The organism is Mucilaginibacter sp. P5_A4, from assembly GCF_056400605.1.
Genome location: NZ_JBFUKX010000021.1, coordinates 1 through 26,663, shown reverse-complemented (window position 1 = coordinate 26,663; position 26,663 = coordinate 1). Strand labels below are relative to the sequence as shown.

At 42.0% G+C, this 26,663-nt stretch carries 26 protein-coding genes; 14 read left to right on the top strand and 12 right to left on the bottom strand.

The genetic code is table 11. The annotated features are described in order from the left end of the window. The first annotated feature begins 27 nt into the window (after positions 1–27). Positions 28–651: an NADPH-dependent F420 reductase gene (locus AC1DQW_RS14275; RefSeq protein ID WP_477454693.1), complete on the top strand. Its 624-nt coding sequence runs from the start codon at positions 28–30 to the stop codon at positions 649–651. A 75-nt stretch (positions 652–726) separates the two neighbouring features. On the opposite strand, the gene AC1DQW_RS14270 is transcribed toward AC1DQW_RS14275, so the two are convergent. Next, positions 727–921: a hypothetical protein gene (locus AC1DQW_RS14270; protein ID WP_477454692.1), complete on the bottom strand. Its 195-nt coding sequence runs from the start codon at positions 919–921 to the stop codon at positions 727–729. 108 nt (positions 922–1,029) lie between these two features. On the opposite strand from AC1DQW_RS14270, the gene AC1DQW_RS14265 reads away from it, so the two are divergent. After that, positions 1,030–1,617: a Crp/Fnr family transcriptional regulator gene (locus tag AC1DQW_RS14265; protein ID WP_477454691.1), complete on the top strand. Its 588-nt coding sequence runs from the start codon at positions 1,030–1,032 to the stop codon at positions 1,615–1,617. Positions 1,618–2,056: 439 nt separating this feature from the next. After that, positions 2,057–2,818 (top strand): SDR family NAD(P)-dependent oxidoreductase, encoded by a 762-nt coding sequence (locus tag AC1DQW_RS14260; RefSeq protein WP_477454690.1) that lies wholly within the window; start codon positions 2,057–2,059, stop codon positions 2,816–2,818. Between the two features lie 326 nt (positions 2,819–3,144). On the opposite strand, the gene AC1DQW_RS14255 is transcribed toward AC1DQW_RS14260, so the two are convergent. Then, positions 3,145–3,858, bottom strand: coding sequence for a LytR/AlgR family response regulator transcription factor (locus AC1DQW_RS14255; protein ID WP_477454689.1), 714 nt, complete (start codon positions 3,856–3,858; stop codon positions 3,145–3,147). A 1-nt stretch (position 3,859) separates the two neighbouring features. After that, positions 3,860–4,981, bottom strand: a complete 1,122-nt coding sequence (locus AC1DQW_RS14250) for a sensor histidine kinase (protein WP_477454688.1) — start codon at positions 4,979–4,981, stop codon at positions 3,860–3,862. 228 nt (positions 4,982–5,209) lie between these two features. On the opposite strand from AC1DQW_RS14250, the gene AC1DQW_RS14245 reads away from it, so the two are divergent. From AC1DQW_RS14245 to AC1DQW_RS14225, 5 genes are all read left to right on the top strand, one after another. After that, complete coding sequence (locus AC1DQW_RS14245) at positions 5,210–7,624, top strand: TonB-dependent receptor domain-containing protein (protein WP_477454687.1); 2,415 nt, start codon at positions 5,210–5,212, stop codon at positions 7,622–7,624. Positions 7,625–7,999: 375 nt separating this feature from the next. Further along, positions 8,000–8,434: a hypothetical protein gene (locus AC1DQW_RS14240; RefSeq protein WP_477454686.1), complete on the top strand. Its 435-nt coding sequence runs from the start codon at positions 8,000–8,002 to the stop codon at positions 8,432–8,434. A gap of 1 nt (position 8,435) precedes the next feature. Then, positions 8,436–9,845 (top strand): hypothetical protein, encoded by a 1,410-nt coding sequence (locus tag AC1DQW_RS14235; RefSeq protein ID WP_477454685.1) that lies wholly within the window; start codon positions 8,436–8,438, stop codon positions 9,843–9,845. Then, positions 9,838–10,878, top strand: a complete 1,041-nt coding sequence (locus AC1DQW_RS14230; protein WP_477454684.1) for a hypothetical protein — start codon at positions 9,838–9,840, stop codon at positions 10,876–10,878. Before AC1DQW_RS14235 ends, AC1DQW_RS14230 begins: the two co-directional genes overlap by 8 nt. 270 nt (positions 10,879–11,148) lie before the next feature. Further along, the gene (locus AC1DQW_RS14225) at positions 11,149–12,135 is read left to right on the top strand and encodes a hypothetical protein (RefSeq protein WP_477454683.1); all 987 of its coding nucleotides are present in this window, start codon (positions 11,149–11,151) and stop codon (positions 12,133–12,135) included. A gap of 507 nt (positions 12,136–12,642) precedes the next feature. Here the strand turns inward: AC1DQW_RS14225 and AC1DQW_RS14220 are convergent. The 6 genes from AC1DQW_RS14220 to AC1DQW_RS14195 all read right to left on the bottom strand — a co-directional run bounded on the left by AC1DQW_RS14220 (position 12,643) and on the right by AC1DQW_RS14195 (position 17,935). Further along, a complete protein-coding gene (locus AC1DQW_RS14220; protein WP_477411897.1) occupies positions 12,643–13,170 on the bottom strand; it encodes a dihydrofolate reductase family protein in 528 nt (175 codons plus the stop codon). A gap of 792 nt (positions 13,171–13,962) precedes the next feature. Further along, on the bottom strand, positions 13,963–14,709 hold the full coding sequence (locus tag AC1DQW_RS14215) for a LytR/AlgR family response regulator transcription factor (RefSeq protein WP_477404249.1): 747 nt from the start codon (positions 14,707–14,709) through the stop codon (positions 13,963–13,965). After that, complete coding sequence (locus AC1DQW_RS14210; RefSeq protein WP_477454682.1) at positions 14,706–15,740, bottom strand: sensor histidine kinase; 1,035 nt, start codon at positions 15,738–15,740, stop codon at positions 14,706–14,708. The genes AC1DQW_RS14215 and AC1DQW_RS14210 overlap by 4 nt, the downstream gene beginning before the upstream one ends. A gap of 27 nt (positions 15,741–15,767) precedes the next feature. Beyond that, a complete protein-coding gene (locus AC1DQW_RS14205; protein WP_295714116.1) occupies positions 15,768–16,103 on the bottom strand; it encodes a DUF4288 domain-containing protein in 336 nt (111 codons plus the stop codon). Positions 16,104–16,269: 166 nt separating this feature from the next. After that, complete coding sequence (locus AC1DQW_RS14200; RefSeq protein ID WP_477454681.1) at positions 16,270–17,127, bottom strand: LiaF transmembrane domain-containing protein; 858 nt, start codon at positions 17,125–17,127, stop codon at positions 16,270–16,272. A gap of 400 nt (positions 17,128–17,527) precedes the next feature. Next, on the bottom strand, positions 17,528–17,935 hold the full coding sequence (locus AC1DQW_RS14195) for a LiaF transmembrane domain-containing protein (RefSeq protein ID WP_477454680.1): 408 nt from the start codon (positions 17,933–17,935) through the stop codon (positions 17,528–17,530). Positions 17,936–18,137: 202 nt separating this feature from the next. On the opposite strand from AC1DQW_RS14195, the gene AC1DQW_RS14190 reads away from it, so the two are divergent. Continuing rightward, complete coding sequence (locus tag AC1DQW_RS14190; RefSeq protein ID WP_477454679.1) at positions 18,138–19,448, top strand: flavin monoamine oxidase family protein; 1,311 nt, start codon at positions 18,138–18,140, stop codon at positions 19,446–19,448. 219 nt (positions 19,449–19,667) lie between these two features. Here the strand turns inward: AC1DQW_RS14190 and AC1DQW_RS14185 are convergent, their stop codons facing one another. Both AC1DQW_RS14185 and AC1DQW_RS14180 read right to left on the bottom strand, forming a co-directional pair. Further along, positions 19,668–20,561: a flavin reductase family protein gene (locus AC1DQW_RS14185; protein ID WP_477454678.1), complete on the bottom strand. Its 894-nt coding sequence runs from the start codon at positions 20,559–20,561 to the stop codon at positions 19,668–19,670. A gap of 13 nt (positions 20,562–20,574) precedes the next feature. Further along, positions 20,575–21,570 carry a fumarylacetoacetate hydrolase family protein gene (locus AC1DQW_RS14180; RefSeq protein ID WP_477454677.1) on the bottom strand — a complete coding sequence of 332 codons (996 nt, stop codon included), beginning with the start codon at positions 21,568–21,570 and terminating at the stop codon, positions 20,575–20,577. A 392-nt stretch (positions 21,571–21,962) separates the two neighbouring features. Between AC1DQW_RS14180 and AC1DQW_RS14175 the strand changes: the two genes are divergently transcribed. From AC1DQW_RS14175 to AC1DQW_RS14155, 5 genes are all read left to right on the top strand, one after another. Then, the gene (locus tag AC1DQW_RS14175) at positions 21,963–23,120 is read left to right on the top strand and encodes a homogentisate 1,2-dioxygenase (protein WP_477454676.1); all 1,158 of its coding nucleotides are present in this window, start codon (positions 21,963–21,965) and stop codon (positions 23,118–23,120) included. Positions 23,121–23,186: 66 nt separating this feature from the next. Further along, entirely contained in the window at positions 23,187–24,311 is a 1,125-nt protein-coding gene (gene hppD / locus AC1DQW_RS14170) for a 4-hydroxyphenylpyruvate dioxygenase (RefSeq protein WP_477404231.1), read from the top strand. A 100-nt stretch (positions 24,312–24,411) separates the two neighbouring features. Beyond that, the gene (locus tag AC1DQW_RS14165; protein ID WP_477454675.1) at positions 24,412–24,651 is read left to right on the top strand and encodes a hypothetical protein; all 240 of its coding nucleotides are present in this window, start codon (positions 24,412–24,414) and stop codon (positions 24,649–24,651) included. A gap of 373 nt (positions 24,652–25,024) precedes the next feature. Then, the gene (locus AC1DQW_RS14160; protein WP_477454674.1) at positions 25,025–25,489 is read left to right on the top strand and encodes a YciI family protein; all 465 of its coding nucleotides are present in this window, start codon (positions 25,025–25,027) and stop codon (positions 25,487–25,489) included. Positions 25,490–25,493: 4 nt separating this feature from the next. Beyond that, the gene (locus tag AC1DQW_RS14155; RefSeq protein ID WP_477454673.1) at positions 25,494–26,147 is read left to right on the top strand and encodes a DNA alkylation repair protein; all 654 of its coding nucleotides are present in this window, start codon (positions 25,494–25,496) and stop codon (positions 26,145–26,147) included. A 314-nt stretch (positions 26,148–26,461) separates the two neighbouring features. Here the strand turns inward: AC1DQW_RS14155 and AC1DQW_RS14150 are convergent. Next, positions 26,462–26,663: hypothetical protein (locus AC1DQW_RS14150; RefSeq protein ID WP_477454672.1), on the bottom strand; the 202-nt coding region annotated here is incomplete at its 5' end.

Below are 26,663 nucleotides of genomic sequence, written 5' to 3'. Positions count from 1 at the left end.
CATTATATAATTAAAATAATTTTCAAAATGAGTAAATTAAAAAACAGCGTAGCAAGCTACGCAATTATCGGCTTCGGCAATATTGGCAAGGCCCTGGCCAGGGCGTTTGCCCGCAAAGGCATCGAAGTATCCGTTGCAACCACGCGCGACCCGGAAAGCTTTGTATCCGATGCCGCCGCGATTGGCCCCGGGATCATTCCCACAACACTGGCGGAAGCCGTTACGGCGGACGTCATCTTTTTGGCTGTGCGTTTTGAATCGCATCCGGATGTCGCCAAGGCGCTCCCCGCCTGGCAGGGGAAAATCATCGTCGATGTAACCAATGCTTACGGCGTGCCCCCTGAGAAGCTGGGAGGACAGCCTTCTGCCAGGTTCGTTGCGCAGGCCTTCACCGGTGCAAAACTGGTTAAGGGCTTCAACCATTTGATCGCTGCCATTCTTGACCAGGATCCGGCCGTACATGGTGGCAGGAGAGTCGTGTTCCTTGCGAGCGACGATGACGGCGCAGCAGCGGAGATTGGTGCGCTTGCGGAAAATCTCGGTTTCGCACCAATCCAACTTGGCGGGCTTTCGGAAGGCGGACTGCTTGTGCAGGCGCGTGGAAATAGCTGGGGTAAGCTCATCTTTCAGGACTTGATTAAGTTCGACTGATGAATCGTAATCGCAAATTTTGATGCGATCCTGCCTCGTGGACAAAGGGAATTACAGTTTGACTATAAATTTCTTTTAAATCCCTGTTTCTTCAGGAAGCAGGGATTTTTTGTTGAGAATGTGAATTTTTGGCCCGACACCTAATATGTTCATCTTGATGCGGATAAAAATCAATTCGGGCTGCCACTCGCTAAATACCCGAAAGGATGCCAGAATATCGATAATTCGATGGTCAACATTCCGCTGGTTGGCCAGGTGGCTTACTGCCATATAAGCATAACGTGTACCGGATGCCCGCCTACCATATAAAGCGATGTTTGTTTTTAGTCTTTTATCAGGCGGTTTTGAGTAAATTGCGAATAATTATATACTTGAACGATGTCCAATTTTGAAGCGCTTTTCGATTACATCCAGGAAATATCAGGCAAACTGCTTTCAGAGGATGATAAGCATTTGTTGATGGCACATTTCAAACCCAAAAAACTTCGAAAACGGCAATACTTTTTACAGGAAGGAGACGTATGCAAATATATTGGGTTTATTGTAAAAGGATCTGCCAGAACCTTTACGGTAGATGAAAAAGGGCATGAACATATACTGAAATTATCTTTGGAAAATTGGTGGCTGGCCGATTTTGAAAGCTTTTACCTGTTAACGCCAAGTCGCTTTAATATTGAAGCGCTGGAGGAACTGGAGGTTCTGCAATCAACCAATGCTCAAATTGAGGAGTTTCTTAAGGATATACCTGCATTTTCAGCGATGGCGAACGTAATCAGTCAGAATAACACCATTGCAACCCAGAAAAGAATGCAGGCTGCAATGAGCTATACGGCTGAAGAGCGTTACGAGGATTTGGTTAGCAATTATCCGCATTTTTTAAAGCGGTTCTCACAAAACATGATCGCTTCTTATCTGGGTTTATCCCCGGAAACTTTGAGCAGGATACGGAAAAACTCTTTTAAATAGATCGTTATGCAAGGATGAAATTCGGTATCCAAATTAAAATAGCGTTTTAGTTTTTTACCCGAACAGGAGCATCCCATAACATGCCAGCAAACCACACGCTTTAAGATAGCTTTTCCACAAAGCGGCCGGTTTTTCAATTGCCGCTTCAGAAACCCTCATCGATATACTTCCTGAATGCAAAAAAAGTGCTTACCAACGCAAAATATGCCGTTGTGACCGGTCTGGCTTTCTGCTGCTTTGGTTTTTTGCCTCTATCTTAAGTTGCTTTTTTACAATTAGTTATCCAATTATCGTGATTTAAGTCACGATCCTGAGTTGACCTAAATCAAAGGTACTTAATGATTCATGTCAATAAACAGTCCGTCACGCGGCTATATCTTTGGATGTACTTCAGAACGGAAAATACACCTGAAGAATTTGAATATATTAACATATAAAAATGATGAGTAAATTAAAAAACAAAGTAGCGGTAGTTACCGGTGCTTCAAAAGGAATAGGTTCATCTATCGCAAAACACTTTGCGGCAGAAGGCGCAAAGGTTGTTGTGAATTATGCCTCAAGTAAAGAAGGCGCGGATAGCGTGGTTAAGGAGATAACCGACAACGGGGGCATAGCCATTTCGGTACAAGCCGATGTATCGAAAGAAGCCGATGTAACCAGGCTGTTTGAAGAAACCAGGAAGGCATTCGGCACGTTGGATGTTTTAGTAAACAACGCGGTCTTTCAGCAATTTTTACCTATTGAACAAGCATCGGCAGCTGCTTTTCATCAGCATTTCAACGTTAATGTTTTGGGTCCTGTACTTACTATCCAGGAATCCTTGAAACTGTTTGGCGATAAAGGTGGTAATATCATCAATATCAGTTCGGGTGCAAGCAAATCGCCGATGGCGGGAGTCTCATTGTACTCTGCAACTAAAGCTGCGTTAGATGCCATAACCATCTCTTTGTCGAAAGAACTGGGTGCAAAAAACGTTCGTATCAATTCTATTTTGCCGGGTGCCACGGAAACAGAAGGTGCAACCAGTGCGGGTGTAACTGCGGGCAGTGAGTATGAAAAAATGTTTATTGCCAATACACCGCTTGGTCGCAGAGGCCAGCCCGAAGATATTGCGAAAGCTGCGGTATTTCTTGCTTCCGATGATGCAGCCTGGATCACGGGAGAGCAAATTTCCGTTTCGGGTGGTATGTATGGATTTTAATTCATAAAGTACAAGTATCTTTCAAATCCCTGTTTCTTCCGGAAGCAGGGATTTTTTGTTGCTTCAAATAACTTTACCAAAAAGAAAAATGTATGCTTTGGAGCGTTGAAAGTTACACGCAAGCAACACACTTATAAATGAATTTTGAAAAGTTAGTTTATCACATACAACAAACAAACGACTTTTTACAGCAAAGTGCCGTAAAAGATATGTAAACCATTAAATCAGCCAGTCAAACATTGGTCTTGTCGATATTTATACATAATAACTGTAATAAGTATAGCAAAACTTGCCTTTGCCGCGGTGACGCTTTTCTGGCGCCCTGGTCATTTTCTATCCCAAAGCCTTTTGCTCAGCACCCGGTCCATGACCTGCTCACGGTAGCCCCTGCTGATGGGAATACGGCTTCCACCTATAAACAGTTCGGCTGCTTCGATGCCGTCTATTTTGCTAATGGCGGCGATAAAAGATTTATGTACGCGGATAAAGGCCGTCGGGGCCAGCTTGTCCTCCAGGCTTTTGAGCGAAAGCATCGTAACATATTTACCTTTAGTGGAATAAATAGTTACGTAATTTTGCATGCCCTCGACGTAGAGAATGTCATCAAAGAATATCTTTTCGTATTTGCTGCCGCACTTGATAAAGAAATAATCTTCCGCTTGTTTAGCGGGATCACCGGTTAACAATTTATAATAATCCCTGGCTTTGGCGGCGGCTTTAAAAAAACGTTCGAATGTGATGGGCTTGAGCAGGTAATCCAGGACATTTAATTGAAAGCCTTCCAGCGCATAAGAAGGATAGGCGGTGGTGATGATCACCATCGGCGGTTTTTGCAGGATCTTCAGAAACTCGATGCCGTTCATTTTCGGCATCTGTATATCCAGGAATACCAGGTCGACAGTTTGCCTATCGATCATCGGCAGCAGTTCCAGCGGGTTTTCGCAAACACCGCCCAGGTTCAGAAAATCAACTTCCCTGACATAGTTGGCCAAGCCTTCCCTCGCCAATGGTTCGTCATCAATTATTACACAGTTGATCATTTTATTCAGCTATTAATTGTGCAGAAGGAGATATTTCTAATTGAGACAATTGCAGTTCCAGTTTCACTACAAAGCTTTCCGGGTTTTTCTGAATATCCAGTTTGTATTGCCCGGGATAGATCAGGTCGAGCCGGCGCTGTACATTTTTTAAACCGATACCTCCGTAGTTGATTACTTCATACGATCCATTCTCAGATGTACTGTTGGCAACCGTTAAATGAAGCTGTAGCCCGGTTACGGCCAGATCAATATTGATCCAATTGGGTTGTTTTTTATGCTTGGATAAGTGTTTAAAAGCATTCTCCACAAAGGTCATCAAAACAAATGGTGCTATGCCCATACCTGGCGAATGGGCTTCGTTTAAATTGAAATTAACTGCTAAGTTTTCATTCTGGCGCAGCTTTTCCAGCTCAATAAAATTTTCCAGGTAGGCGATCTCTTTGTCCAATGGGATCTGCTGGTCGTTACATTCATAAAGCTGGTGCCGCAGTAGTTCAGAAAACTTCGCCAGTGAGGCCGAGGCCATATCCGGGTTTTTATGGATCAGGAAGAAAATGGAATTGATGCTGTTGAACAGGAAATGCGGGTTGAACTGGTATTTAAGAAATTTTAATTCGGTTTCCAGCTTTTCCTTTTCCAGCGCCTGGTGCCGTCTTTGCGTTTCGAGCCAGTTCTTGGTGAGTTTGATACTCATGCCCAGCGTAATGGCGGCTATGGTGTTTGTTAAAGGGCTCCCCTTTGCAGCGTTATAGAAGCTGTTCCAGCTCCAGGTAAGGCCGAACATTTTTTGCGCATTAATGCCAGCCAGCCATGCGCTGAGGAAATAGCCTGGCACGATGAGCAAGGAAGAAGCGACGACCGTTAATGCCAGGATAAGGATGTACAAGCTATAGCTGCCTTTCTGCAGGTAACGCGGGATGAGAAAATACAAGTTGAAATAGACCGCGAAAGCGGGAAATATGGTGTAAAAGAACGATTTTACAAAAAAGACCGAAAAGAACATTTCATGGGCGGCCTCATAGAGACTGCCTACAGTCAGCGCCCAGAACACGTAGTTATACAACATCCAGAATGGGATGTGGTAGATCTTGTATTTAATAAACCAGTTTTGAGAAGTCGTCATGGATGGCATAATTAATAAAGTTACGGCTATTCCGTTAATAAATACAGGCCGATATACCAATGGCCGCTTTTAATTGACGAAATACACCGGGCAAAGGATAACCGGTACATTACTCTCTTTCAATCGCTGGCAACATTAATTCGTGCCATTTCATGCACCTCGTCAATTAGCGGCCGCAGTTCATCAATCGGATTTTTGCGTGCCGCAGATGAAAACTTCCTTTGGAGTATGAAAACGTTATTGCTCATCCTTTGCGGATTGCTGTTTAGCACTATTGCCCAAAGCCAGGTCAGCGGTACGCTTACGGATACCAATGGCAGCCCGGTACCATTTGCCACTGCGGTATTGCTGAAAAGTGCAGACAGTACGCTGGTGCGTTCGGCGGCCTCGGACGAAAAAGGGGGTTTTAGGCTTAGCGCTGCACCATCCGGCACTTATACCCTTAAAATCAGTTGTATAGGCTATATGGACTATTTTTCACCGCTCATTATTCGCGATCCGGCTTATGATGCCGGAACGATCCGGCTAAAAACATCCGGTAGACAATTGGGCGAAGTGGTGATCCGTTCCAGCAAACCCCTGGTACAGCAAACCGCAGGAGGCTTGGTGGTCAATGTACAGAACAGCATCCTCACCAAAGGCAGCTCGGTTTTGCAGGTGCTTTCACGCTCACCCGGCGTTATGGTTGACCCCCAGACCAACGGAATTAGCCTGAATGGGAAAAGCGGGGTCATGGTTATGCTGGACGGCAAGTTACTGCGCCTGTCTGCCGACCAGGTGGCCTCCCTGCTGAACGGTATGACGGCGGATGATATAGACAAGATCGAACTGCTTGCCACACCGCCCGCAAAATATGATGCGGATGGCAATGCCGGGCTAATCAACATCGTCACTAAAAAAACTAAGCGGCCCGGCACCAACGGTTCGGTAACTGCTTCGGCAGGGTATGGTAAAGGCGATAAAGAATCTGCCGATATTGATCTGAACCAAAATAGCGATAAAGTTAGCCTGCACGCTTCTTATAGTTATAACCACGACCATAGCTATGCTTTACTACTGGCGCAGGGTACAAGTAACACGCCTATCATTGGCGGGCAGAACACTTTTCATTACAATAGCCAAAGTAATACCGTATCCAATTATCAGGGCTTTAGCGGTGGCCTGGATTATCGTCCGGGTGCTAAAACCACTATCGGCGGCGGCGTTTATTATAGCATCAGCTCTAATCAAAACGGCAGTCATAACTTTGGCAATTACGCATTGGCCGATACCAACCTGGTGTTCGATTCGCAACTCGCTGGCACCAGTCATACGCACTACCTGCACCCCGGCCTTTACCTGGAGGAAACCATTGGTAACAATCAAAAGTTTAATGTCAACCTGGATTATTTTGGCCTTCATAGCAATGGCCCCACACAGGTGCAAAGCAATTTCAGTGATAGCCTGTTTGCATCACGCCAGCGTAACCTGTCCAATGCCAACATCCATGTATTTGTGACTCAATTGGATTACAGTAATTCTTTTAACAAGCGGCTGCAACTGGAAACCGGTTTAAAAAGTACCTACACCCGTAGCAAAAGCACATCTGCCCTTGAAAATCTGGTGGGTGACCACTGGGTATCGGTCGGGGCAGGCACCTCGAACGACCTGGCTACCCGCGAACTGATCGCTGCAGGTTATGCAGTGCTGATCTGGAAACCCGACAGTTTAACCAGCCTGTCTGCAGGGGCCAGGTACGAATACTCGCGCAACGCGACCGATCATTCGCTCAATGCGCAATACTTTGTCGACCGCCGGCTGTCTAAAATGTTTCCGGCGATGTTTCTTAGCCGGAAGCTAAATGCGACAGATGAACTGCAATTATCCTATACCGAGCGCATTAGCCGCCCATCTTTTGCCGATCTGGCTTCTTATGTGTCTTATAACTCTCCAACCTCTGTATTTACAGGCAACCCGGCGCTAAAGCCGACCATCACCCATAACTTAAAGCTGGCTTATAACGCAGGTGACTACTTGTTTTCCCTATTGTACAGCCATGACACCGACCCTATCCAGGGTGTGCAGGGCGTTCCCGGCCCCACCAAAGGGCTGGTTTACCTGATGCCTGAAAATGCTGACTGGCAGAATAACCTGGCTGTGCAGGCGACCATTCCGGTCAAAATTGCAACCTGGTGGGAGATGAACTATAACCTGAGCGGCGGCTGGCACAAATACCGGATCACCTATTTCCCGGAATTGCTGGAGAAAAGCTATTTCAGCTATTCCCTGAATTTTACCGAAAGTTTTAAACTGCCAAAGCGCTATGCCCTTGAACTGTCGGGCTATTATAACTCCTCATCCTATAACAGCAACTCCCGCTCAAATGGAAATGCCATTTTCAACATGGGCTTTAAAAAAAACCTTGAAAAGGATCATGGTAGTTTTCAGTTAAGTGTATCTAATATTTTTAGCGCCGATATTTATCGCGGCCACCAAGGAGCGCTAATTGCTGATGCTTTTAACAACGTTGTGGATGTCATTTATCATGGAGAATCCGGCTTCCGCCCGATCATCAGGCTGTCTTACAGCCGGTCATTTGGTTCGAACAGTAAAAAAGCTTCCCGCAATAATAACAGGACAAAAGAAGAACAGCAGCGGCTTTGAAATAAATGAAGACGGGTTCGTCACTATTTTTAATAAAATGCGTCTTGGGTGCGACAATAGTTGAAATATTTGATAACATCCGCAAAATTTACCGCGTCAGCAATGCTTGTCCCGGACTGGCGGAGTATATCGAGTTTTTTGCGGAATCCTTTAGCTTGTGGTCGATGTTTTCACCGCACCATTCTACCGAAAGATCTCGTTTCCGAAAATGCCTGATCACTGCTATTCGGTACGTACCCATGTTTTACTTTGTATTGAGCAGGCCAATTACAATACACAATGCATTGGCTGGTGCGGTGAAAACACCGACCAGAGGCTGAATAATATATTATAAAGTGATGTAAATATTTTATATCATTGTTAAGAATTACAACCATGAACCTTAAATATCAACAACTTATCGACCAGCAGGGGCTTTCTTTCCAGTGTCCGCCGCCTAATTGTAAAGAAAATGAAGCCGTTGAAGCAGCAAGATGGGTAACCTTTCCTATTGATCATGAATTGAATTTTCTTCCTAATCATGTATACAATACCAAACGAGATGCTCCCCAAAGGCCAATGGATGACAAACTTAAGTGCGGATATTGTAGCCTTTCATTTCATACTTCAGTGGAAGCATCTGAAATGGTATTCCATTCTTTAAATCCATCAATACAAAAAAAACTGGGCTACACTCATGTGGCTAAGGGAAATATTGGTGCTAGGTTAGGACTAATGTCGGAACTGAATCCGATAACAAAGCATTTTGAATTCTTTGAAACAATAAATATAGAATGGTCTAATAATTTTATAATTTCAACTCAACTATAATATGCTAACAACAGCAGGATATAAGATTGAGGATCTTCCTTATAAGAATCTGACAAAGGTGCAGGATATTCTATATGCAGATGGACCGATATTAACTCATTACAATGATTTGAAATTAGATGACTTTTTATCTTATTGGGTAGATTATAACGAAACCTTTAATCGATGGCTGATATTTAAAACTGAAAAAAGAAGTTTATACAACTATTTATCAGGCGGAATATCTCTAAGAACATTAATTGAACTATTAGATTCAAATTTTGTATTCTTAATAGACGAAGATAATTCGGGTAACATACTCAATGTAGTCATGCTAAACGCATATGCTTTACCAGAGGATTACTTGCCAGATGATAGAAGCTTTTACACATTGGGACTGCCGTCATTTTATGATATTTACCTGGTTAAAAATCAGTACATTGAAAGATTAAGGGAGCGCTCCTACATCTTCACCTTGGAGCCTACTGACGAAGTTCACGATAGGGCTGTATCTTCCAAAGAAGCAGGTGCCTTTTTGATAGATATTACTAAATCAATTGAAAGTTACATTGATTTAACAGCGATGGATTCACTTAAGAATTCTATTGTTGATAGAGCTAAGTTAAACAAAACCATTAACCAACTTAAGCAAAAAGTTTCTCCGAGAATCGCTGATACAGCTTATAGTAGCTTTCAAGTTTCGGTTGCAATTGACACGGTAGTTTTGCAACCTGAGAATGAACATATTAAAAACTGGAAGAATGAACTGATCGAAGGATACAAGAACGACGTCCTAGATGTTGATTTTACGAACATTGAAGACGCAAAGGCTATAGTGAATCGTTTTCCTGACACTGAATCCAGGAAAAAAATATTTGACCCATTATTTAAGATTCTTTGTAATAAAGATATTTCCTTAAGTGTAACATCATATAATAAAGGATTTGTTCGCAATTACAAAAGAGGTCGCCCGACAGAACATTTTAAGGAACAAATTTTACCACGGATTTCTTTGGAGGAATATATATTAGCTCAGGAAAAGCGATCCCAGATAGTCACTGCTGTATTTAGATTACCCCAAGGTGTTAATTTAAGTGAGTTTAAAAAGAAAGAGTTAATCGAAAACTTGCTATTTACACAAGAGGGAAACCAGCCTACTATCCCTATTCAATCACCAATAACTGTCGGAGATCGCTTAATAGAACTATCGGTTCCGCTAGAATGTACTTTAATGATAGATTCTGTCGGTAACATTCAAATGTTCAATACAGTTCTTGAGTTGCAGGCAGAAGGTAATAATATGCCCGAGGTCATAGAATCAATCAAAAGACAATTTATAGATTTAGTTGATTTTAAAAATGTAAACCCCAATTTTATTGATGAAAAAACTCGAGAACTCGATAAATTATTAATTAAAAAAAAACATGAATAAAGAAATTGAAAAGATAATATCACCGATAGGTCTTAATGAATCTGAGTTTAAACTTATTCAGGGTGTATATACTGATCCTGCTACTGTTATTGCGATAGCGGAAACTGGATATAAGATATACAATATGTTTAAAAAAAAGAAAGCAAAACCGAATGTGGAATTAGTGTATCTAAAAAAGATCTACACGGAAATTAGAGATATGCAAAATGATTTAAATACAATCATTAATTTATTGCATGACCTTAAAGTTTATATACAGCAAAACCAAATCGAATATATATCAAACGTATTGTCATCCAAGATTAATACCATAAATTTATTTCTAATCGGATGGCTTGAAAATGGTAGGGGTAATCTTGAAGAACAGTTTGCATCAATACATGAAACGAAATTTTTGCTAGGCAATTATGGCTTTGCACACATACATATTTACATGCTAGCCTTTCGTAAAGAATTAGACCTATGTTATTGGTTAAAAAAAGGCCCGGTCTTTACAAAAGTTTTATTAGAGGATAGTAAGCAATATTTTATCGATGCCATTAACTCAAAGCATCAATTGGATACACCAGCAAAAAAGCTTGTGGAGATAATCAATTTAATGCAAATATTAGAAAATAATTATCCTATAGGAAATTTCAATGAAGAGGTGAGAGAGATAATAAAAGCGACAGGAAGCAATAACAGAGATGGCTACAAACGATCAAAATTCACGCTCAATATCTCCGGCGACATTGCTAATGGCTATACTTTCGCATTTTCTGAATTAATACTTGAAATTAGAAATCCTTGGTACTATGAACGGACCAAACCAGAGCATGGTGGAGGCGCAGGCGGAGGTGGAGGTGGACATATATTGGAATTAGAAAGAAAGATTTTCTATCAGGGTAATACTCCTATTTTAGAAACAAAAATAAAAGCTTATAATGAAGCTCGTGAATTATATCTTCATTATTTAAAATCAAAATTAGAATTAACAACTATAATAGTTTCAATTAATCAATTAATTGAAGTGATAGACACTTGGACTGAATAACAAACTCAATCCAACCTGTTTTTTGTTCAATTTTCGCCTTTGTGGTGTTTTTACCAACAAAACCGGTATGTGATGGCACTTTTATAGTACTTAATATTTTTTCAAATGACTATCATTGGCTTGTTGGAGACATTCCAACAAGGGCGGAGTTGTAGAAGCCCAACGATTGAACTGTGAGATCAGTGATTTGGAACTGAGCGATGACAATGTTGATTATGATAAAATCAAATGGTATAATTTATAGTTGTTTAACTCCAGAAGATATTAGAAATGATGCTTAAAGGAATCACAAAAAGAAAAGAGGTTGAAGCATATAGAAAACAACTAAAGGAAAATCTGGATACAATTACAACTAAAAAGATACCAGTTCGATATTCTTCCCGCAATGGAATTAGCAACGAAGAAATCGCTAGCTACTCAGACCAATATAATATATGGTGGTATTTCTCGGGTAAGGAGGATCAATATTGGAATCCCTTTGGCAAAGATGAACCCAAACCCCATAAAGCCGTAACAGGCCGATGCCAGATTAATATGAACAAGGAAGGCCTAAATCGCAGCATTGGGGGAGCTTTTGCAAAAGATGATAACGGACGTTTATACCTAATGCACAATGGAACGATAGGTGGCGGTAAGACAGGTATAAGTAAAAACCCATTTCTGGACTGGTACCCCGCTCCATTGCTCGATATTGATTTTGAGGGAGAAAAAGCTAAATATTTCATTGTTGCGGAGTTTGGCTCTCCTAATTTTTTTGAACAAATCAGCTTTTTCGTGCATCAAGTGTATGACTTCAAGGAAAGTAGAGGTAGGGCCTCCCAAAATGTCAAAGTAAACTCCAAGCGAAATAAGATACTCCAAAATGGAGAATCCGACCTTCGCAATCCTTATTCACTTCCGGAAAGAACTGTTATTCCTTCAGCGGATCACGCCAGAATAACTAATTCCTTGTTGGAAAATTTAACAAATAATGGATATGATGCAAAACGCACGCGACTGATAGATGCCTGCATCATTGACAGGCAAGATGATATAAGTCACATATTTGAGGTTAAAAGCTTATTGACTACACAAAGTCTTTATACGGCCATTGGACAATTAATGATGTACGGTTTAAGACATGAGGCCAAATACTATTTAGTTGTAGAAAATACAATCTCACCAAAGTTAATAGCGGATGTTTCAGAACTGGAGATTGCGGTTATTATGTTCAGATGGGAAAATAAGCAACCTATTTTTGATACTATGAGACTTTGATTAATTTATAATCAAACTGATTTCGGTTAAACTAACATCGTTCTTTTTTGAGCCATAATTTTGTTTAACCTTCGCTGGCGCCCGCGTGTCGCGGGTGCCCCGCTGATTGGTGAGCATTTTGTTAAGTAATGAATTTGCAAATCCCGGATGTTTTAACCGCGCACTTGAAACACCAATTATATCCCATATTAATTGGAAGCCCCTCGCGTAAGGGATAGCAACGAATACCGGCCCTGTGCCTAATGCCTGAAGCCGTATAAGTGAATAGCCCGACCCGACCTAAGGAGGGTTACGCCATAATTAATTGTGTGACTTAAAAGTTCATTAAACCCCTTCCTTCCCCTTCCCCAAGGAAGGAATCGCGCGTGGGCCGGGGCTTGGATGGTGGTGATGCCAAGTTCGTTTAGCAACTCCAACAAGGGTAGAGCAATAATGCCGATGATATGACTGTCTGCCCAAATTGCGGCAATGCTATGTTAGCGGTTCGTTGTTATTTTTAGTCATTTATTATTGACTTGAATAATGCAATAACACTGTTCCGCAAGGAAATGATTTACATTCTTTCAATGTTAATAGCAAATTGCTATTGATGAATTTCAAAATTGGTTCATCGCTATTACTGGCAAGCGGATTTACAAGTAAATAGTATTCGTCTACTAATTTGTGTCCGATTAAAGATGATACGAATTTATTACCTCCATAAACAATGATGTCTTCCCCTTTATTTTCTTTCAATTGTTTTATTTCTTCTGCAATATCGCCACTTATGATAGTAGCATTATCCCACTGATTGACCTTGAGTGTATTTGAAAAAATATCCTTGTGAGTATCATTAATTGGTTTTCCAATTCTACTATTAATATCATTGGGATCAGGATTCTCGGCTACATCCTTCCAATATGGAATAAAACCTTCAGCCGTGATTCGTCCGAGTAAGATACTGTCCACATTTTTAAGGTTGTCAATGCAAAAGGTTACCATATCATCATCCCAATTTATTCCCTCAAAATTCATTTGTACTTTTAATTTTCTCATGACGTTTTAATTTTAATTGTTTGTAGTGGTACAAAAATGTAGGATATAATTAAAAAAGGCGTGAGCCAAAAGCGACAAAATAGAAGGGTGATTACGACTGAGATATTTTATATCATAAAGGTAGTAGGGTGTTACTTTACAATGACCGCTAACTCTTGTATTGTCGCAACCCAATATCACCAAACTTGCGGCAATACAACTAAGATACAGTGTATTTACGAAAGTTCCCTTCGCTGGCGCCCGCGTGTCGCAGGTGCCCCGCTGATAGGTTAGCGTTTTGTTAAGTAATGAATTTGCAAATCCCGGATGTTTTAACCGCGCACTTGAAATGCCAATTATATCCCATATTAATTTGGAAGCCCCCGCGTAAGGGATAGCAACGAATACCGGCCCCGCGCCTAATGCCTGAAACCGTATAAGTGCATAGCCCGACCCGACCAAAGGAGGGTTACGCCATAATTATTTGTGTTACCTAAAAAGTTCATTAAACCCCGTTCATTTTAATTATGGCAAATTCGCCACAATTGGAAATTCGGCAATGTGATGCTTGCCTTCATAGTTCATTAAACCCCTTCCTTCCCTTCCCCAAGGAAGGAATCGCACGTGGGCCGGGGCTTGGATGGTGGTGATGCACAGTTCGCCTGGCATGGTATAAAAGCGTGGTGTAGACGCATGGTGTAGAAGATTTCTCCTCACCCCCTGCGCTCACTACCCTCTCTGGCTCGTTCGAAATGACAATTTTTTTAAGCTTTGAGCTTTAGGCCTTCGGCTTTAAGCTTTTTCGCTTTCAGCTCAAATTCCCAGCACCTGCTTCAACTTCACGTACCCCGTTTTACTCACCGGTATCTTAGCTCCCGATTTTAAAATAGCCAGGTGGGCGTCTTTTTCGTAAGGGTCTATCCGGGTGATTTGTTGTATGGCGATGATGTAGGAGCGGTGCACGCGCACGAACTGGCGTGGATCGAGGGTTTGCTCGAAGAAGCTCATGGTTTTGTTTTTGAGGTAGGAGCCTTCTTTGGTGATCACGCTTACATAGTCGTCGTCGGCCATCAGGTAATCAACATCGGCAACGGGGATAATTTTTACCTTGGTGCCGGTTTTAACCACAATGCGCTCGTGCTGTGCGGGCGAATGGGCGGCTACGCTTTCCAGCAGTTCTTCGGTATGTTTTTGGGCCTGTTTCTCGGGCGCGGCGGCCAGGAATTTTTCAACAGCTTTATTAAAACGTTCCTTACTGAAGGGTTTCATGAGGTAATCCACCGCGTGGGCTTCAAACGCCTTAATGGCGTACTCGTCAAAAGCGGTGGTAAATATTACCGCCGGAGGGTTCTCCACCAGTTCCAGCATCTCAAAACCATTGATCTTGGGCATCTGCACATCTAAAAAAATCAGGTCGGGCTGGTGCAGTTGTATGGCTTTCAGGCCTTCAAAACCATCATTACACTCCTGTATCAGCTCAATCTCTTTAAAATTTTGCAGGTATTCCATTACAACCATGCGTGCTAATGGTTCGTCATCAATAATTAAGGCTCGCCTCATAACTGTGGTACTTTTATTATGGTTGTAAATATATTATCATTTGCGTGAGTTTCCATGAGGTCGTTACGGGCAAATAATAAATAAAGGCGGCGTTGTACCCCGCGCAAGCCAAAACCGGTACCTTTTTTGGGGCGCGAGGTTTGCGGATCATACGGGTTTTGGATCATGATCATTAGGTAATGCTCTTCCATTTCGCCGCGGATGCTTACGGTTACATCGCCGGTGGTATCGTACAAGCCAAATTTTATGGCGTTTTCTACCAGGGGCTGCAGCAGCATTGATGGCAGCAGGGCGGCGCCGCATTTGGGATCGCAGCTAATCTCGGTTTGCAGGCGGTGACCAAAGCGTACCTTTTCAATATCCAGGTATAAATTAAGGTGGGCCAGCTCGTCAGACAATGGCACCTGCTGCTGATCGTCTTTTTTTAGCGTACCACGTAAAAAATCAGAAAGCTGGTGAATCATCCTGCGGGCCTCATCGGGTTTAAAGCCGATAAGAGCATTGATGGAGTTAAGGCTGTTGAATAAAAAGTGGGGTTGTAATTGCTGGCGCAGGTTATACAGCTCGGCATCTCGGGCCAACTGTTCGGCCTCGGTTTTGCGCTTCTGGGTTTCTTTCTGATCAAGCTGCGAGTACCACAACAGGCTGAGCATGGCCATCCAGCCCACGGCCAAAAAGTTTACAAAAAACCTGATGGTGAGCGATTGTGTTACAAAGCTGATAAAAACCTTATCGCTGTTGAGCAATGGCAGCAGGTAACGGCAACCGGCGGCGCAAATGCCTGCCAGGGCAACCACCCAGATAAACAGGTTGATATAACTGCCTTTGCCCGGCTGGTAATAGCGCAGGTTATTGTTAATAAGCCAGCAGGCGCACAACAATAAAACGGCGCTCAGCAGGCCATCTATAGTAGCGGTGAACCACAAAAAACCAAAGCTATGGATAATATACGTTTGCAATGCGGCCCATAAAAAGCCGCATCCTATAAATGCACCATATAATTTTGAGGCTGATGATGAGGATATTGCCAAAACTTAGGTTTTTGTGTTTTTTATTGATTAATTCCTGATGCCCAACAGCGCCGCTTTATGGTGTGCCCAGGCAATGTAAAGGTCGGCATCCGGCGTTTCGTGAATGTTGTAATACAGCTCGGCTCCGTCGGTAGGTTCGTTAATGCGGTTTAACTCGGCCACATCAATAAACTGCCATTTAACGGTTTGTTTCTCTATATTTTTAAAGCTATCCTGGTTGGCATGGCCAATCTTGTTAGCTTTTTCAAAGGCATTTAATTCAGTTTCGGCACTTATCAGGCGCAACTGTTCATCAAATTGCGCCTGATGGTCTCCATCGCCGCTTATTACCCTGAAAACTAATTTTGCTACGTACCAGTTCATGATTGTATGATGTTTAAGCCCCCTCTAAATCTCCCCCGCCGGTTGGCGGGGAGTTTTTGGGTTATTGTTTGTTTTTAAATATCTAAGCCCCGTCTAAATCTTCCCGGTAGGGGAGACTTTTTTAAGCCCTTCCGCTAACCAGCGGAGAGGGTTTGGGTGGGGCTCCTTAATAACTGCGGATATCAACCCCCGCAAAAATGGAAACTCCTTTTAGCACCAGTATTTTACCGTTAACGTTTGATGCGGTGCTTTTTATCCTTTTATCATCCACACTGGCAAACACCGCTGCCAGATCTGATACTACCTGCCAGTTGGAGGGCACAATAATTTTGGTGCCGCCGAAGATCTGGGTGATATCAAGGTACACCCGGCCTTCAATATCGGCCTGGGTAAAATCAATTTCGGCGCCGCCAAAAATGTTCACTATTTCGCCGCCTTTAAAGGTTTTTGATAAAACGGTTTTGTTTACCCCGCCAAAGACAGATACGGTATCAAGGTAATCATCCCCATTGTGATGCCCGAATGGTGGGGTATGCGGAGGGGTAAAAGGGTCTTTAGGTGGTATATCGTCGCCATCCTTTACCGTATAATCAACCACGGGGTCGTTAACCTTATCAAAGTCGAATTTCGGTTTGTCGGTTTTAGTCCAGTTAAAATCTTTTTCCCATTTGTTCCTGGCCCATTGCGGGTCGGCATGTTTACCGCGTCTTAATATCAGCCATAAGCCAAAACCAATAATAGCGATAGGCCATACAATCCTGTCGGAATTATTAACGTTGTTAATAATAAACAGGAGTACACCTACACCAATCAAAATTGAGCCTGATGGTTTTTGGAAATTATGCTTGGCGCCTACGTAAAGGCCCCAGGCTACCAGCCATAATGGCCAGAGTTCCAGTGACTCCGGAATAAAAAAGATGCGGAATTGCTGTAGCAGTAATATTCCTCCTACGGCAAGCAGTAAAAACCCGGCCATAGCTTTGCCGTTGTTGGGGTTTTGCGGAGAATTTATATCGTTGTTCATTTGTTATATGCATTTTAAATCATATCCAAAACTAAGGTAACATTATAGTTGAGCCAAACAAAAACTGGTGATGTATTTAAAGAAATCGGTGAGGGGGGAGGTTTTGTCGGTGAAAAAATTGGAGGGTGATATATTAATTACATAAAAGTAGATTAAAGTTGAATAAAACTCGCCCATTTATCATCAAAACCTGTATAAAACTACTATAAAACTCGGCTTTTTTAGCAGGAATAAGCAGCAGGTATACTGGTTTCGCCGGTATTATTGACAAGGTCCTGCCAGTGCTCGGATTTTACAAAAAACAAACGTCCGGGCATGGAAACCCCGAACAAAAAAACGAACACCCGCAAAAAAGGGAGAACCTATACGGACCCTCCCTTAAATCAAACTATTAAATCAATTACACTTCCGGCTCAGCGGTTTTATCAAAATTGAATGGCTTTTTTGCCTCGCCGAAAGTATATTCTTCTTCTTTATTTTTGCGTGGTTTTAATACCAGCCAGGTACCAAAGCCCATGATAGCAAGCGGCCAAACTATGCGGTCGGCACCGGGGATGTTGTTATCAATTAAGCAGGCTACGCCTATCGCAATAATAATTATCCATGATGGTTTCCTGAAGTTGTATTTGGCAGCCATATAGGTGCCCCATGCTATCATCCACATTGGCCAGCTAAACAGCCAGTCGGGTATAAAAAACATGTTAAATTCGTTTATCAGTAATATACTTCCTATTACCAATAAAATTGCCCCGGCAGCAGCTTTGCCGTTGTTTGGGGTATTAATGGTGGTGTTTATATCGTTGTTCATCGTCTTGAGTTTTAAATTATACCTAAAAGTACGGCGGTACAAAGGCGTTGGCAAGCCTATATTGGCGACTGGGGCTAAACTACCCGGTAAGGAATAGGATTTTGTCGGTGAAAACGGATGGGGATTTTACCGAAACTTTGAGGCCGAAACTATGCCACTTAATCGCCCGTAAATGCTTATATTGCTTTAGCTAATTATGATTATGACAGATGCCGATATACTTATCATTGGTGCCGGTGCGGCAGGGTTAATGGCTGCCCGTACGCTGGCAAAATCGGGCAAACGGGTAACCGTATTGGAGGCCCGCAACCGGGTAGGGGGCCGCATTCATACGCTGGAATATGGCTCAACCCAACAACCTTTAGAAATGGGCGCCGAGTTTATTCATGGCGATCTGCCTGTTACGCAATGCCTTCTGGATGAAGCTGGTATAGCCTATCATCATGCCAATGCATCTATGTGGAGATACGATGACGGTGACTTTAAAAACGATGGAAGTTTTGTTGAACACTGGGATTTGCTGATAGAAAAGCTTAATGCCTTGCAGCAGGATACCAATATCAGCAACTTTTTGATGCAGGAGTTTAAGGGTGATGAATACCAGGGTTTAAGGGAGTCGATAAGGAAATATGTATCGGGCTATGACAATGCCGACCCTGGGAAGGCAAGCGCATTTTCGTTAAGAAAAGAATGGCAATCTGAAGATGAAAACGCGCAGTACCGTATCGACGGCGGATATATCAGGCTGGTTAAATTCCTGGCAGATGAATTGGTGCAGGCCGGGGGAAATATTTATTTAAATGCGGTAGCACAACATATTAACTGGCAGCAACACCAGGTAAAAATAACTACCGATGCGGGTATTACCTATACCGGCGGGCAATTACTTGTTGCACTGCCCCTGGGTGTTTTACAGGCCGCCCAAGACGGCATCGGAGCGATAAGTTTTGATCCAGGAATACCTGTTTACATCAAAGCCGTAAATACCCTGGGTTTTGGTGCAGTAATTAAAATATTATTGGAGTTTGATAAAGCTTTTTGGGAGGAAGTGAAAACAAAAAAACTCCCGGTTACGAGCCTGAAAAATATGGGTTTCCTGTTCAGCAACGAACAGATCCCCACCTGGTGGACACAGGTGCCCAATCATACAACCTTGTTAACCGGTTGGCTTGGCGGCCCCGAAGCAGGTGAAAAAGTAGATACCCCGGACGAAGAGATATTAACGCAAAGCCTGCAATCATTAGCAAATATCTTTACGCGCGATCCACAACAGTTAAAAGAAAGCCTCCTCAGCTGGCATGTAGTAAACTGGACAGCAGATGCATACACACGCGGCTCCTACGCATATGATACCGTAGAAGCCAACCAATCACGAAATATTTTATGTGAACCCGTACAGGATACCATCTTCTTCGCCGGCGAATATCTTTATGAAGGTATCGCCATGGGCACCGTTGAAGCCGCGCTTACCAGTGGCTTGAGAATGGCAGAAAGAATACTGGATTTTAAATAAAGAGTGGGTTAGATGTGCAGATTTCAGATTTCGGATGTGCAGATTTTGTCTGAACCGGAATTTTTGGAATTAAAGAATGAACAGAATTTTATCAAACTTAGATTATGCGACAGAATTCTTAAAATTCAAATAATTCCATGAATTCGAAAAATTCCGGTTCAGATAAGAATCGTACAATCAAAACATCATCTGCACATTTGTAATCTGAAATCTGCACATCTAAACTCCTATCAGCAACACCATCATCGCTTCTTCGACCCTGTCCATTTCAAGCAGTTGTTTGGCTTTTAAATGCAATTGCAATTCGCGGGTTTTGCTATCGCCAATGGTGGCATCAAGCAGCTCTTTTATTTCGGGATCCAGCGCATAGGTTTCAATGGCTTCATCTGTGGGTAGCAGCTCCAGGTTGCCCAACTGGCCCAGGTTATTCCCGGTTAATATCCTCGAATTGCGAATAGCATATGGCAAAGCATCAACCCCAATACCTATTTTAACGTTTGGTTTAGCTACTTTAAAAAGATTATCCTTAGTTACCCGGCAATACCAATCGCCGCCAAGGCGGGCTACCTGGTCTGTTTTTGTCTGATCTATCTTTCCATCGGCCCCCAAAATACTTTCGCTGATGTGGATCAGCTTTATTTCGGCCAAAATCAAATTTCCGGCGCCTGCATTTTTGCCCAGGCTTATTACATCATTCACCACGCACTCCAACTGTACTGTTGATTGGGCCACTCTTGGCGGTTTTACCAAATGAGAAGCTACCGGAGTTAAGCCCGATTTAATAAATTCATTTACCCCCTTAGGGTACTCCACGCTTGATAACGAGACCTGTTGCACCATATCATAATTAACAATATTTATTACGCATTCCGGTACCTCTAATATATTTTCCAGCGTATGCTTGGTAGTATTATCGCGTACCCTGCGCGATGGCGAAAACACGCATAAGGGCGGGTTAATGCTAAAAACATTAAAAAAACTAAATGGGCTCAGGTTAACATTGCCATCCTTATCAATAGTTGATGCCAGGCATATTGGGCGCGGGGCCACCGCATGATTAAGATAGTTTTGAAGCTCTAAAGTTGTAAGATCTTTGATATTGATGGATAACATATTACCTGGGGGCTTATTTCTTCAAACCCAAAATCGAAAAATCATCCTTGGCCTTAGTGATGATATTGCCCAGCATGCCCAGGCCGGTTATTTCCATCTCTACCAGGTCGCCGGCTTTAAGCCATTGGGATTGATAGTTAGGGTCATGCAGTAATCCCGTTCCGTTAAGTTCCAGGAAACATCCGGTGCCAACCGTGCCAGATCCAATCACATCCCCGGGTAGCACATCGCAACCGTAGGCACAACGTTCAATGATTTCGGCAAAGGTCCAGTCCATATCGGCCATATTACCTGCCGATACCTGCTTGCCATTCACCCCGCATTTCATCTCTAAATTATAGGCATTACCAGTATGGCCAGGTTTGGCAGCCACCTTATATTTTTCAAGCTCATCGGGCGTTACCAGCCAGGGACCGATTACGGTTGAAAAATCCTTGCCTTTTGCCGGGCCAAGGTTCAATAGCATTTCTTCCATTTGCAGGGTGCGGGCGCTCATATCGTTCATGATCATATAACCGGCTATAAAGCTATCCGCATCGGCAGCCCTTATGTTGCGGCCTCTCTTGTTTAGTACCACGGCTATCTCCAGTTCAAAATCAAGCTTATTAAAATGATCTGGCATGCACTCAATTTCGCCGGGACCTTGTATGGCATTATGGTTGGTAAAATAAAATATGGGGTATTGGTCAAATTCGGGTATCATATCCGCCTTGCGGTTGCGGCGGGCGGCGGCCACGTGCTGCCTGAAGGCGTATCCGTCCCGGCATGATGCAGGGTGCGGTACGGGAGCTATCAGTTCAAAAAACAATTCTTCTTTAGCCTCCATTTTACCCGAGCTTATGGCTTCATGAACCCGCCTGGCACGATCCATCAGCTCATCTCCACCCCACAAAAATTCGTTCATATTATCGGGAATCAGCTTATCGCACGAGTTGAGGTTATAAATGTGGCCGTTTATAAAAATGCCTAAATGCTCGCGGTCTTCGGTTTTATAGGATACTAATTTCATACATTGAGGTAGTTGGTTATTTCAAAGCTAACAATTGTTTATTTGAAAATTTGGAGATTAATAAATAAACTGATGGTAATTTATTATAACTACTCTCCATCACTTTCAAATTAAAATAATTCCACCTAACTTCGTATAACACAAATCATGAGCATACAAAAGCATTTTTTATTTTCCCTGGGTCTAACCTCAATGAGCGATGCATCATCGTTCAGGGATGCTATGCTTGCCAAGATAGTATTGGCTCAATACTAAATTCTTTCTCTTTTCCTTTCTAATTGTCAATAAACCTTTTTAAGAGGGTTTATTTATGTGTTTCCCGGCGTTTTTCGATACGCTTGTGAAACTATCCGGATAGTTTAAACGTTTTATTTTCAATCAATTAAAACACCATGCCTGTATATCATACATTAGGAGCTATTCCGCCCAAACGGCATACGCAGTTCCGTAAGCCCGATGGTACGTTATATGCCGAAGAGCTGGTTTCTACCGAGGGTTTTTCGAGCCTTTACTCGCTGGTTTACCATGCTTACCCACCTACTATTGTAAAAACATTAGGTGAGCCTTACAGTGTGGAAGCTAAAATAGCGCGCGAAAAGCACCTGAAGCATACCAGCCTCATTGGCTTTAATATTGAGCCCGAAGATGATTACCTGCAAAGCCGAAAACCGGTACTGGTAAACAATGATCTGCATATTTCGCTGGCGGCTCCCCGTCAAAGCATGACTGATTATTTTTACAAAAATAGCCAGGCAGATGAAGTAGTTTTTATACATGAAGGAACAGGTACTTTAAAAACCGGGTTTGGCAATATAAAGTTCGGGTACGGCGATTATTTGGTGATACCCCGTGGTACTATTTACCAAATGGAGTTTGATACTACAGCAAACCGCTTGTTTATTGTAGAAAGCTTTAGTCCTATCCGCCCGCCAAAACGTTACTGCAACCAGTATGGGCAGTTGATGGAACACTCGCCGTATTGTGAGCGCGACATTAAGCGGCCAAAAGACCTGGAAACCCATGATGAACACGGCGATTTTAAGATCCTGATAAAAAAACAGGGACTCATTTATCCATACATTTACGGTACCCACCCTTTTGATTTTATTGGCTGGGACGGCTTTCATTATCCATGGGCGCTTTCTATTCATGATTTTGAACCAATAACCGGGCGCTTGCATCAGCCGCCGCCGGTACACCAAACCTTTGAGGGCAATAATTTTGTGATATGCTCTTTTGTTCCCCGTAAGTTTGATTATCATCCCTTGTCAATCCCTGCGCCATACAACCATAGCAATGTAGATAGCGACGAGGTTTTATATTATGTAGATGGTGATTTCATGAGTCGCAAAAGCGTAGTAAAAGGACAGATCACCCTACACCCCGGTGGTATTCCGCACGGGCCGCATCCCGGATCGGTAGAAAAGTCGATCGGTAAAGAATCAACAGATGAACTGGCCGTAATGATTGATCCCTTCCGCCCGCTAATGCTGACAGAAGATGCTGTTAAGATTGAGGATGAGAATTATTATAAAAGCTGGCAAGAATAAGGCGAAAGCCAAAAGGGCTACGTCACAGCCTAATCACTAACCCGCTAAATCATTAATTAAAAAACAATGCAAACAAAAACCATAGATAAAAAAGTAACAGCAACAGATTTTTTACCGCTTAACGGTACCGATTATGTTGAATTTTATGTGGGCAACGCCAAGCAGGCCGCTCATTATTACAAAAGTGCTTTTGGTTTTCAAACGCTGGCTTATGCCGGCCCCGAAACCGGCGTTCGCGACAGGGCCTCTTATGTTTTAAAACAAGGAAAAATCAGGCTGGTGTTAACTACCCCCCTGCATTCTGACCATCCTATTGCTGAGCATATTAAGAAACATGGTGATGGCGTAAAGGTACTGGCTTTATGGGTTGATGATGCTTATGATGCCTTTGAGCAAACCACCAGTCGCGGTGCCGAGCCTTACCAGGAGCCACAAACCCTCCAGGATGAAAATGGTGTGGTACGCACCAGCGGGATTAAGCTTTATGGCGAAACTGTTCACCTTTTTGTTGAGCGCAAAAATTATAAAGGTCTGTTTTTGCCCGGATATAAAAAGCTGGAGACTACCTATAACCCAACTGAGACGGGTTTATTGTATGTTGACCATTGTGTAGGCAATGTAGGCTGGCATAAAATGAATGAATGGGTTAACTTTTACGAAGAAGTATTGGGTTTCAAAAATATTTTGACGTTTGATGATAAAATGATCTCAACAGAATACTCGGCCCTGATGAGCAAAGTGATGAGTAACGGTAACGGCTATGTTAAGTTTCCTATTAATGAGCCGGCAGAAGGCAAAAAGAAATCGCAGATTGAGGAGTACCTTGAGTTTTATGAAGGCGAAGGTGTACAGCATTTAGCCCTTGCCACGCATGATATTGTAGCAACGGTAACTGAATTGCAAAGCCGCGGTGTAGAGTTCTTAACTATACCCACTTCCTACTATGATGAACTAACAAACAGGGTTGGTCATATAGATGAAGATCTTGGTCCACTTAAAAAGCTGGGTATTTTGGTTGACAGGGACAATGAAGGATACCTGCTACAGATTTTTACCAAACCGATTGAAGATAGGCCTACGCTTTTCTTTGAGATCATTCAGCGTAAAGGTGCCAAATCATTTGGCGCGGGCAACTTTAAGGCACTGTTTGAAGCTATTGAGCGCGAACAGGATTTGAGGGGGAATCTTTAGGTAGATATAAGACGTGAGATTTTATTTAAATTAAAACCGGGTTTTGCCTGGTTTTTGTTATTGAATAAATTTTTGTAATTTAACTTAATAAATCATGGGCATGAATATAAAAGAAGATTTTCATCATCTAATAGACACTATTGATGATGAACAGCTTTTAAAAGACTATTATAAGCTGATACAACGATTAAATACTGATCAAACAGGTAGTCTCTGGAACAATCTGAATGAAACTGAAAAGCAAGAATTATTATCAGCTTATGATGAGAGTTTCGATGAAAATAATTTAATAAGTCATGAGCAGGTAAAACAGCAACATGAAAAATGGCTAAAGCAATAATATGGAACCGCAGAGCCAGCATTAAATTTAACGAGATATATTATATACCTGCAATACAAATGGAGCGATAATGTCGCAAGAAATTTTGTCATTAAAACTTATCGTATAATTGAAATCATTGCTCAGAATCCAGAAATTGGAGCATTGGAGAATAAAGAAAAACAAATTCGGGGGTTTGTAATTACTAAGCATAATACAGTGTTTTACAGGGTTGAAAACGATAAGATAATCCTTCTAAACTTTTTTGATAACAGACAACATCCTCAAAAGAAAACGAATATTTAAGATCTATATCTATTTAGCCGGGTGAATAGCCCGGCTTTTTGTTAATTAAACAATAACCTATATTTGATATGAATAAACGCTTAATCACATGAAAAAGATCAGTCTGCTAATTGCAATCCTTGCACTAAGTTTTAGCTGCTTGGCTCAAACTACAACCAAACCTGTTTACGATGCGGCGCTGGCTAAAAAATTAGGGGCCGATAAGTATGGAATGAAAAAATATGTAATGGCTTTTTTAAAAGAAGGAACCACGCAAATCAAAGACTCGGTTGCAAGCGCTCAGTTGCAAAAAGCACACCTGCAAAATATTATGAAGCTGGCTGCCGAAGGTAAATTAATTGTTGCCGGTCCGTTTTTGGATGATCAGCCTATACGGGGAATATTTATTTTTAATGTAGAAAGCGTTGAAGAAGCTAAAAAATTAACTGAAACCGACCCGGCGATAAAAGCGGGCGAATTGGTAATGGAGTTACATCCGTGGTATGGCAGCGCTGCTTTAATGGAAGTGGTGCGAATTCATCATACCATTGAAAGTAAAAGCGTTGTTGACTAAATTAATGCAAACAGCCAATGTTATCGGGCTGCTAAATCAAAAGGCTAACCCGGCCTATCTTGCCGGCATGTTACGCTTTGGAATTGACAATTCAAGTGCGCTTGGTGTTAAACTCCCCGACTTGCGTAAGCTGGCCAAAACGATAAAAAAGGATCATACCCTGGCCCAGGAACTTTGGGATACAGGTATTCACGAAGCCCGTATCATGGCCTCGCTGGTAGATGATCCTGCTTTAGTTACCGAAGACCAAATGGATAGCTGGACAAAAGATTTTTGTTCCTGGGACCTATGCGACCAGGTTTGCGGCAATCTTTTTGACCGTACGCCATTTGCAGTTGCCAAAGCCATTGAGTTTAGCTGCCGCGAAGAAGAATATGTAAAACGGGCCGGGTTTGTTTTAATGGCCGAATATGCTGTGCACAACAAAAAAGCACCCAATGAAACATTTATACCATTTTTTTCTATTATGGAACGCGAGGCCTGGGATAATCGTAACTTTGTTAAAAAAGCTGTGAACTGGGCCTTAAGGCAAATTGGTAAAAAGAACGAGTTTTTAAAAGCTGAAGCAATAGCCGCCTCCCGGCGTATGCTGTTGCAAAATCATAAGTCGGCAAAATGGATAGGCAGTAATGCATTGGCCGAATTGATAAATAAGTAATATTTATCAATAATATCATAAAAATTCCCTGAAAACATGGGATAAAACTATAAAAAACTAAACTTTTTACTCACAAATCTCCATTTTTTGGATTTTTTTTAAATAAATCCCCTAAAAACATTTAGAAAAACGATTTTCGTGTTTAAACATTCAAAAAAGGCTTGCTAAACCCACAAAATCAGATGATATTAACATATTATTGTCATAATCAATCGAATTTTAAGTTATAAATTTATTTTGTAATTGTCAGTATTTGAGTAGTTTATATCATATATCAAATACTATATTTGGAATCCCATAATTATTAAAAAAATTTAAAGGTTTAGCAAAACATAAACAACCAGAGGTTGTAAATAGGGTTGTTTTCTAATTGTGGCACATAATTTATTATTGATATGCATCATTAAATAAGTAAAGAAAAGGTTGTTTATAGTATGAGTTTTTCTGAAGGGCATAAATTTTCTGATGATAGCAAGCAGCATCTTGCTCAAATTATTGATAATATTAATGCCGGTA

What these genes read in the sequence shown, in the direction of transcription:
- AC1DQW_RS14275 (WP_477454693.1), top strand. Translation starts at nt 28, where the DNA reads ATGAGTAAATTAAAAAACAGCGTAGCAAGCTACGCAATTATCGGCTTC.
- AC1DQW_RS14270 (WP_477454692.1), bottom strand. Translation starts at nt 921, where the DNA reads ATGGCAGTAAGCCACCTGGCCAACCAGCGGAATGTTGACCATCGAATT.
- AC1DQW_RS14265 (WP_477454691.1), top strand. Translation starts at nt 1,030, where the DNA reads ATGTCCAATTTTGAAGCGCTTTTCGATTACATCCAGGAAATATCAGGC.
- AC1DQW_RS14260 (WP_477454690.1), top strand. Translation starts at nt 2,057, where the DNA reads ATGATGAGTAAATTAAAAAACAAAGTAGCGGTAGTTACCGGTGCTTCA.
- AC1DQW_RS14255 (WP_477454689.1), bottom strand. Translation starts at nt 3,858, where the DNA reads ATGATCAACTGTGTAATAATTGATGACGAACCATTGGCGAGGGAAGGC.
- AC1DQW_RS14250 (WP_477454688.1), bottom strand. Translation starts at nt 4,981, where the DNA reads ATGACGACTTCTCAAAACTGGTTTATTAAATACAAGATCTACCACATC.
- AC1DQW_RS14245 (WP_477454687.1), top strand. Translation starts at nt 5,210, where the DNA reads ATGAAAACGTTATTGCTCATCCTTTGCGGATTGCTGTTTAGCACTATT.
- AC1DQW_RS14240 (WP_477454686.1), top strand. Translation starts at nt 8,000, where the DNA reads ATGAACCTTAAATATCAACAACTTATCGACCAGCAGGGGCTTTCTTTC.
- AC1DQW_RS14235 (WP_477454685.1), top strand. Translation starts at nt 8,436, where the DNA reads ATGCTAACAACAGCAGGATATAAGATTGAGGATCTTCCTTATAAGAAT.
- AC1DQW_RS14230 (WP_477454684.1), top strand. Translation starts at nt 9,838, where the DNA reads ATGAATAAAGAAATTGAAAAGATAATATCACCGATAGGTCTTAATGAA.
- AC1DQW_RS14225 (WP_477454683.1), top strand. Translation starts at nt 11,149, where the DNA reads ATGATGCTTAAAGGAATCACAAAAAGAAAAGAGGTTGAAGCATATAGA.
- AC1DQW_RS14220 (WP_477411897.1), bottom strand. Translation starts at nt 13,170, where the DNA reads ATGAGAAAATTAAAAGTACAAATGAATTTTGAGGGAATAAATTGGGAT.
- AC1DQW_RS14215 (WP_477404249.1), bottom strand. Translation starts at nt 14,709, where the DNA reads ATGAGGCGAGCCTTAATTATTGATGACGAACCATTAGCACGCATGGTT.
- AC1DQW_RS14205 (WP_295714116.1), bottom strand. Translation starts at nt 16,103, where the DNA reads ATGAACTGGTACGTAGCAAAATTAGTTTTCAGGGTAATAAGCGGCGAT.
- AC1DQW_RS14200 (WP_477454681.1), bottom strand. Translation starts at nt 17,127, where the DNA reads ATGAACAACGATATAAATTCTCCGCAAAACCCCAACAACGGCAAAGCT.
- AC1DQW_RS14195 (WP_477454680.1), bottom strand. Translation starts at nt 17,935, where the DNA reads ATGAACAACGATATAAACACCACCATTAATACCCCAAACAACGGCAAA.
- AC1DQW_RS14190 (WP_477454679.1), top strand. Translation starts at nt 18,138, where the DNA reads ATGACAGATGCCGATATACTTATCATTGGTGCCGGTGCGGCAGGGTTA.
- AC1DQW_RS14185 (WP_477454678.1), bottom strand. Translation starts at nt 20,561, where the DNA reads ATGTTATCCATCAATATCAAAGATCTTACAACTTTAGAGCTTCAAAAC.
- AC1DQW_RS14180 (WP_477454677.1), bottom strand. Translation starts at nt 21,570, where the DNA reads ATGAAATTAGTATCCTATAAAACCGAAGACCGCGAGCATTTAGGCATT.
- AC1DQW_RS14175 (WP_477454676.1), top strand. Translation starts at nt 21,963, where the DNA reads ATGCCTGTATATCATACATTAGGAGCTATTCCGCCCAAACGGCATACG.
- hppD (WP_477404231.1), top strand. Translation starts at nt 23,187, where the DNA reads ATGCAAACAAAAACCATAGATAAAAAAGTAACAGCAACAGATTTTTTA.
- AC1DQW_RS14165 (WP_477454675.1), top strand. Translation starts at nt 24,412, where the DNA reads ATGAATATAAAAGAAGATTTTCATCATCTAATAGACACTATTGATGAT.
- AC1DQW_RS14160 (WP_477454674.1), top strand. Translation starts at nt 25,025, where the DNA reads ATGAAAAAGATCAGTCTGCTAATTGCAATCCTTGCACTAAGTTTTAGC.
- AC1DQW_RS14155 (WP_477454673.1), top strand. Translation starts at nt 25,494, where the DNA reads ATGCAAACAGCCAATGTTATCGGGCTGCTAAATCAAAAGGCTAACCCG.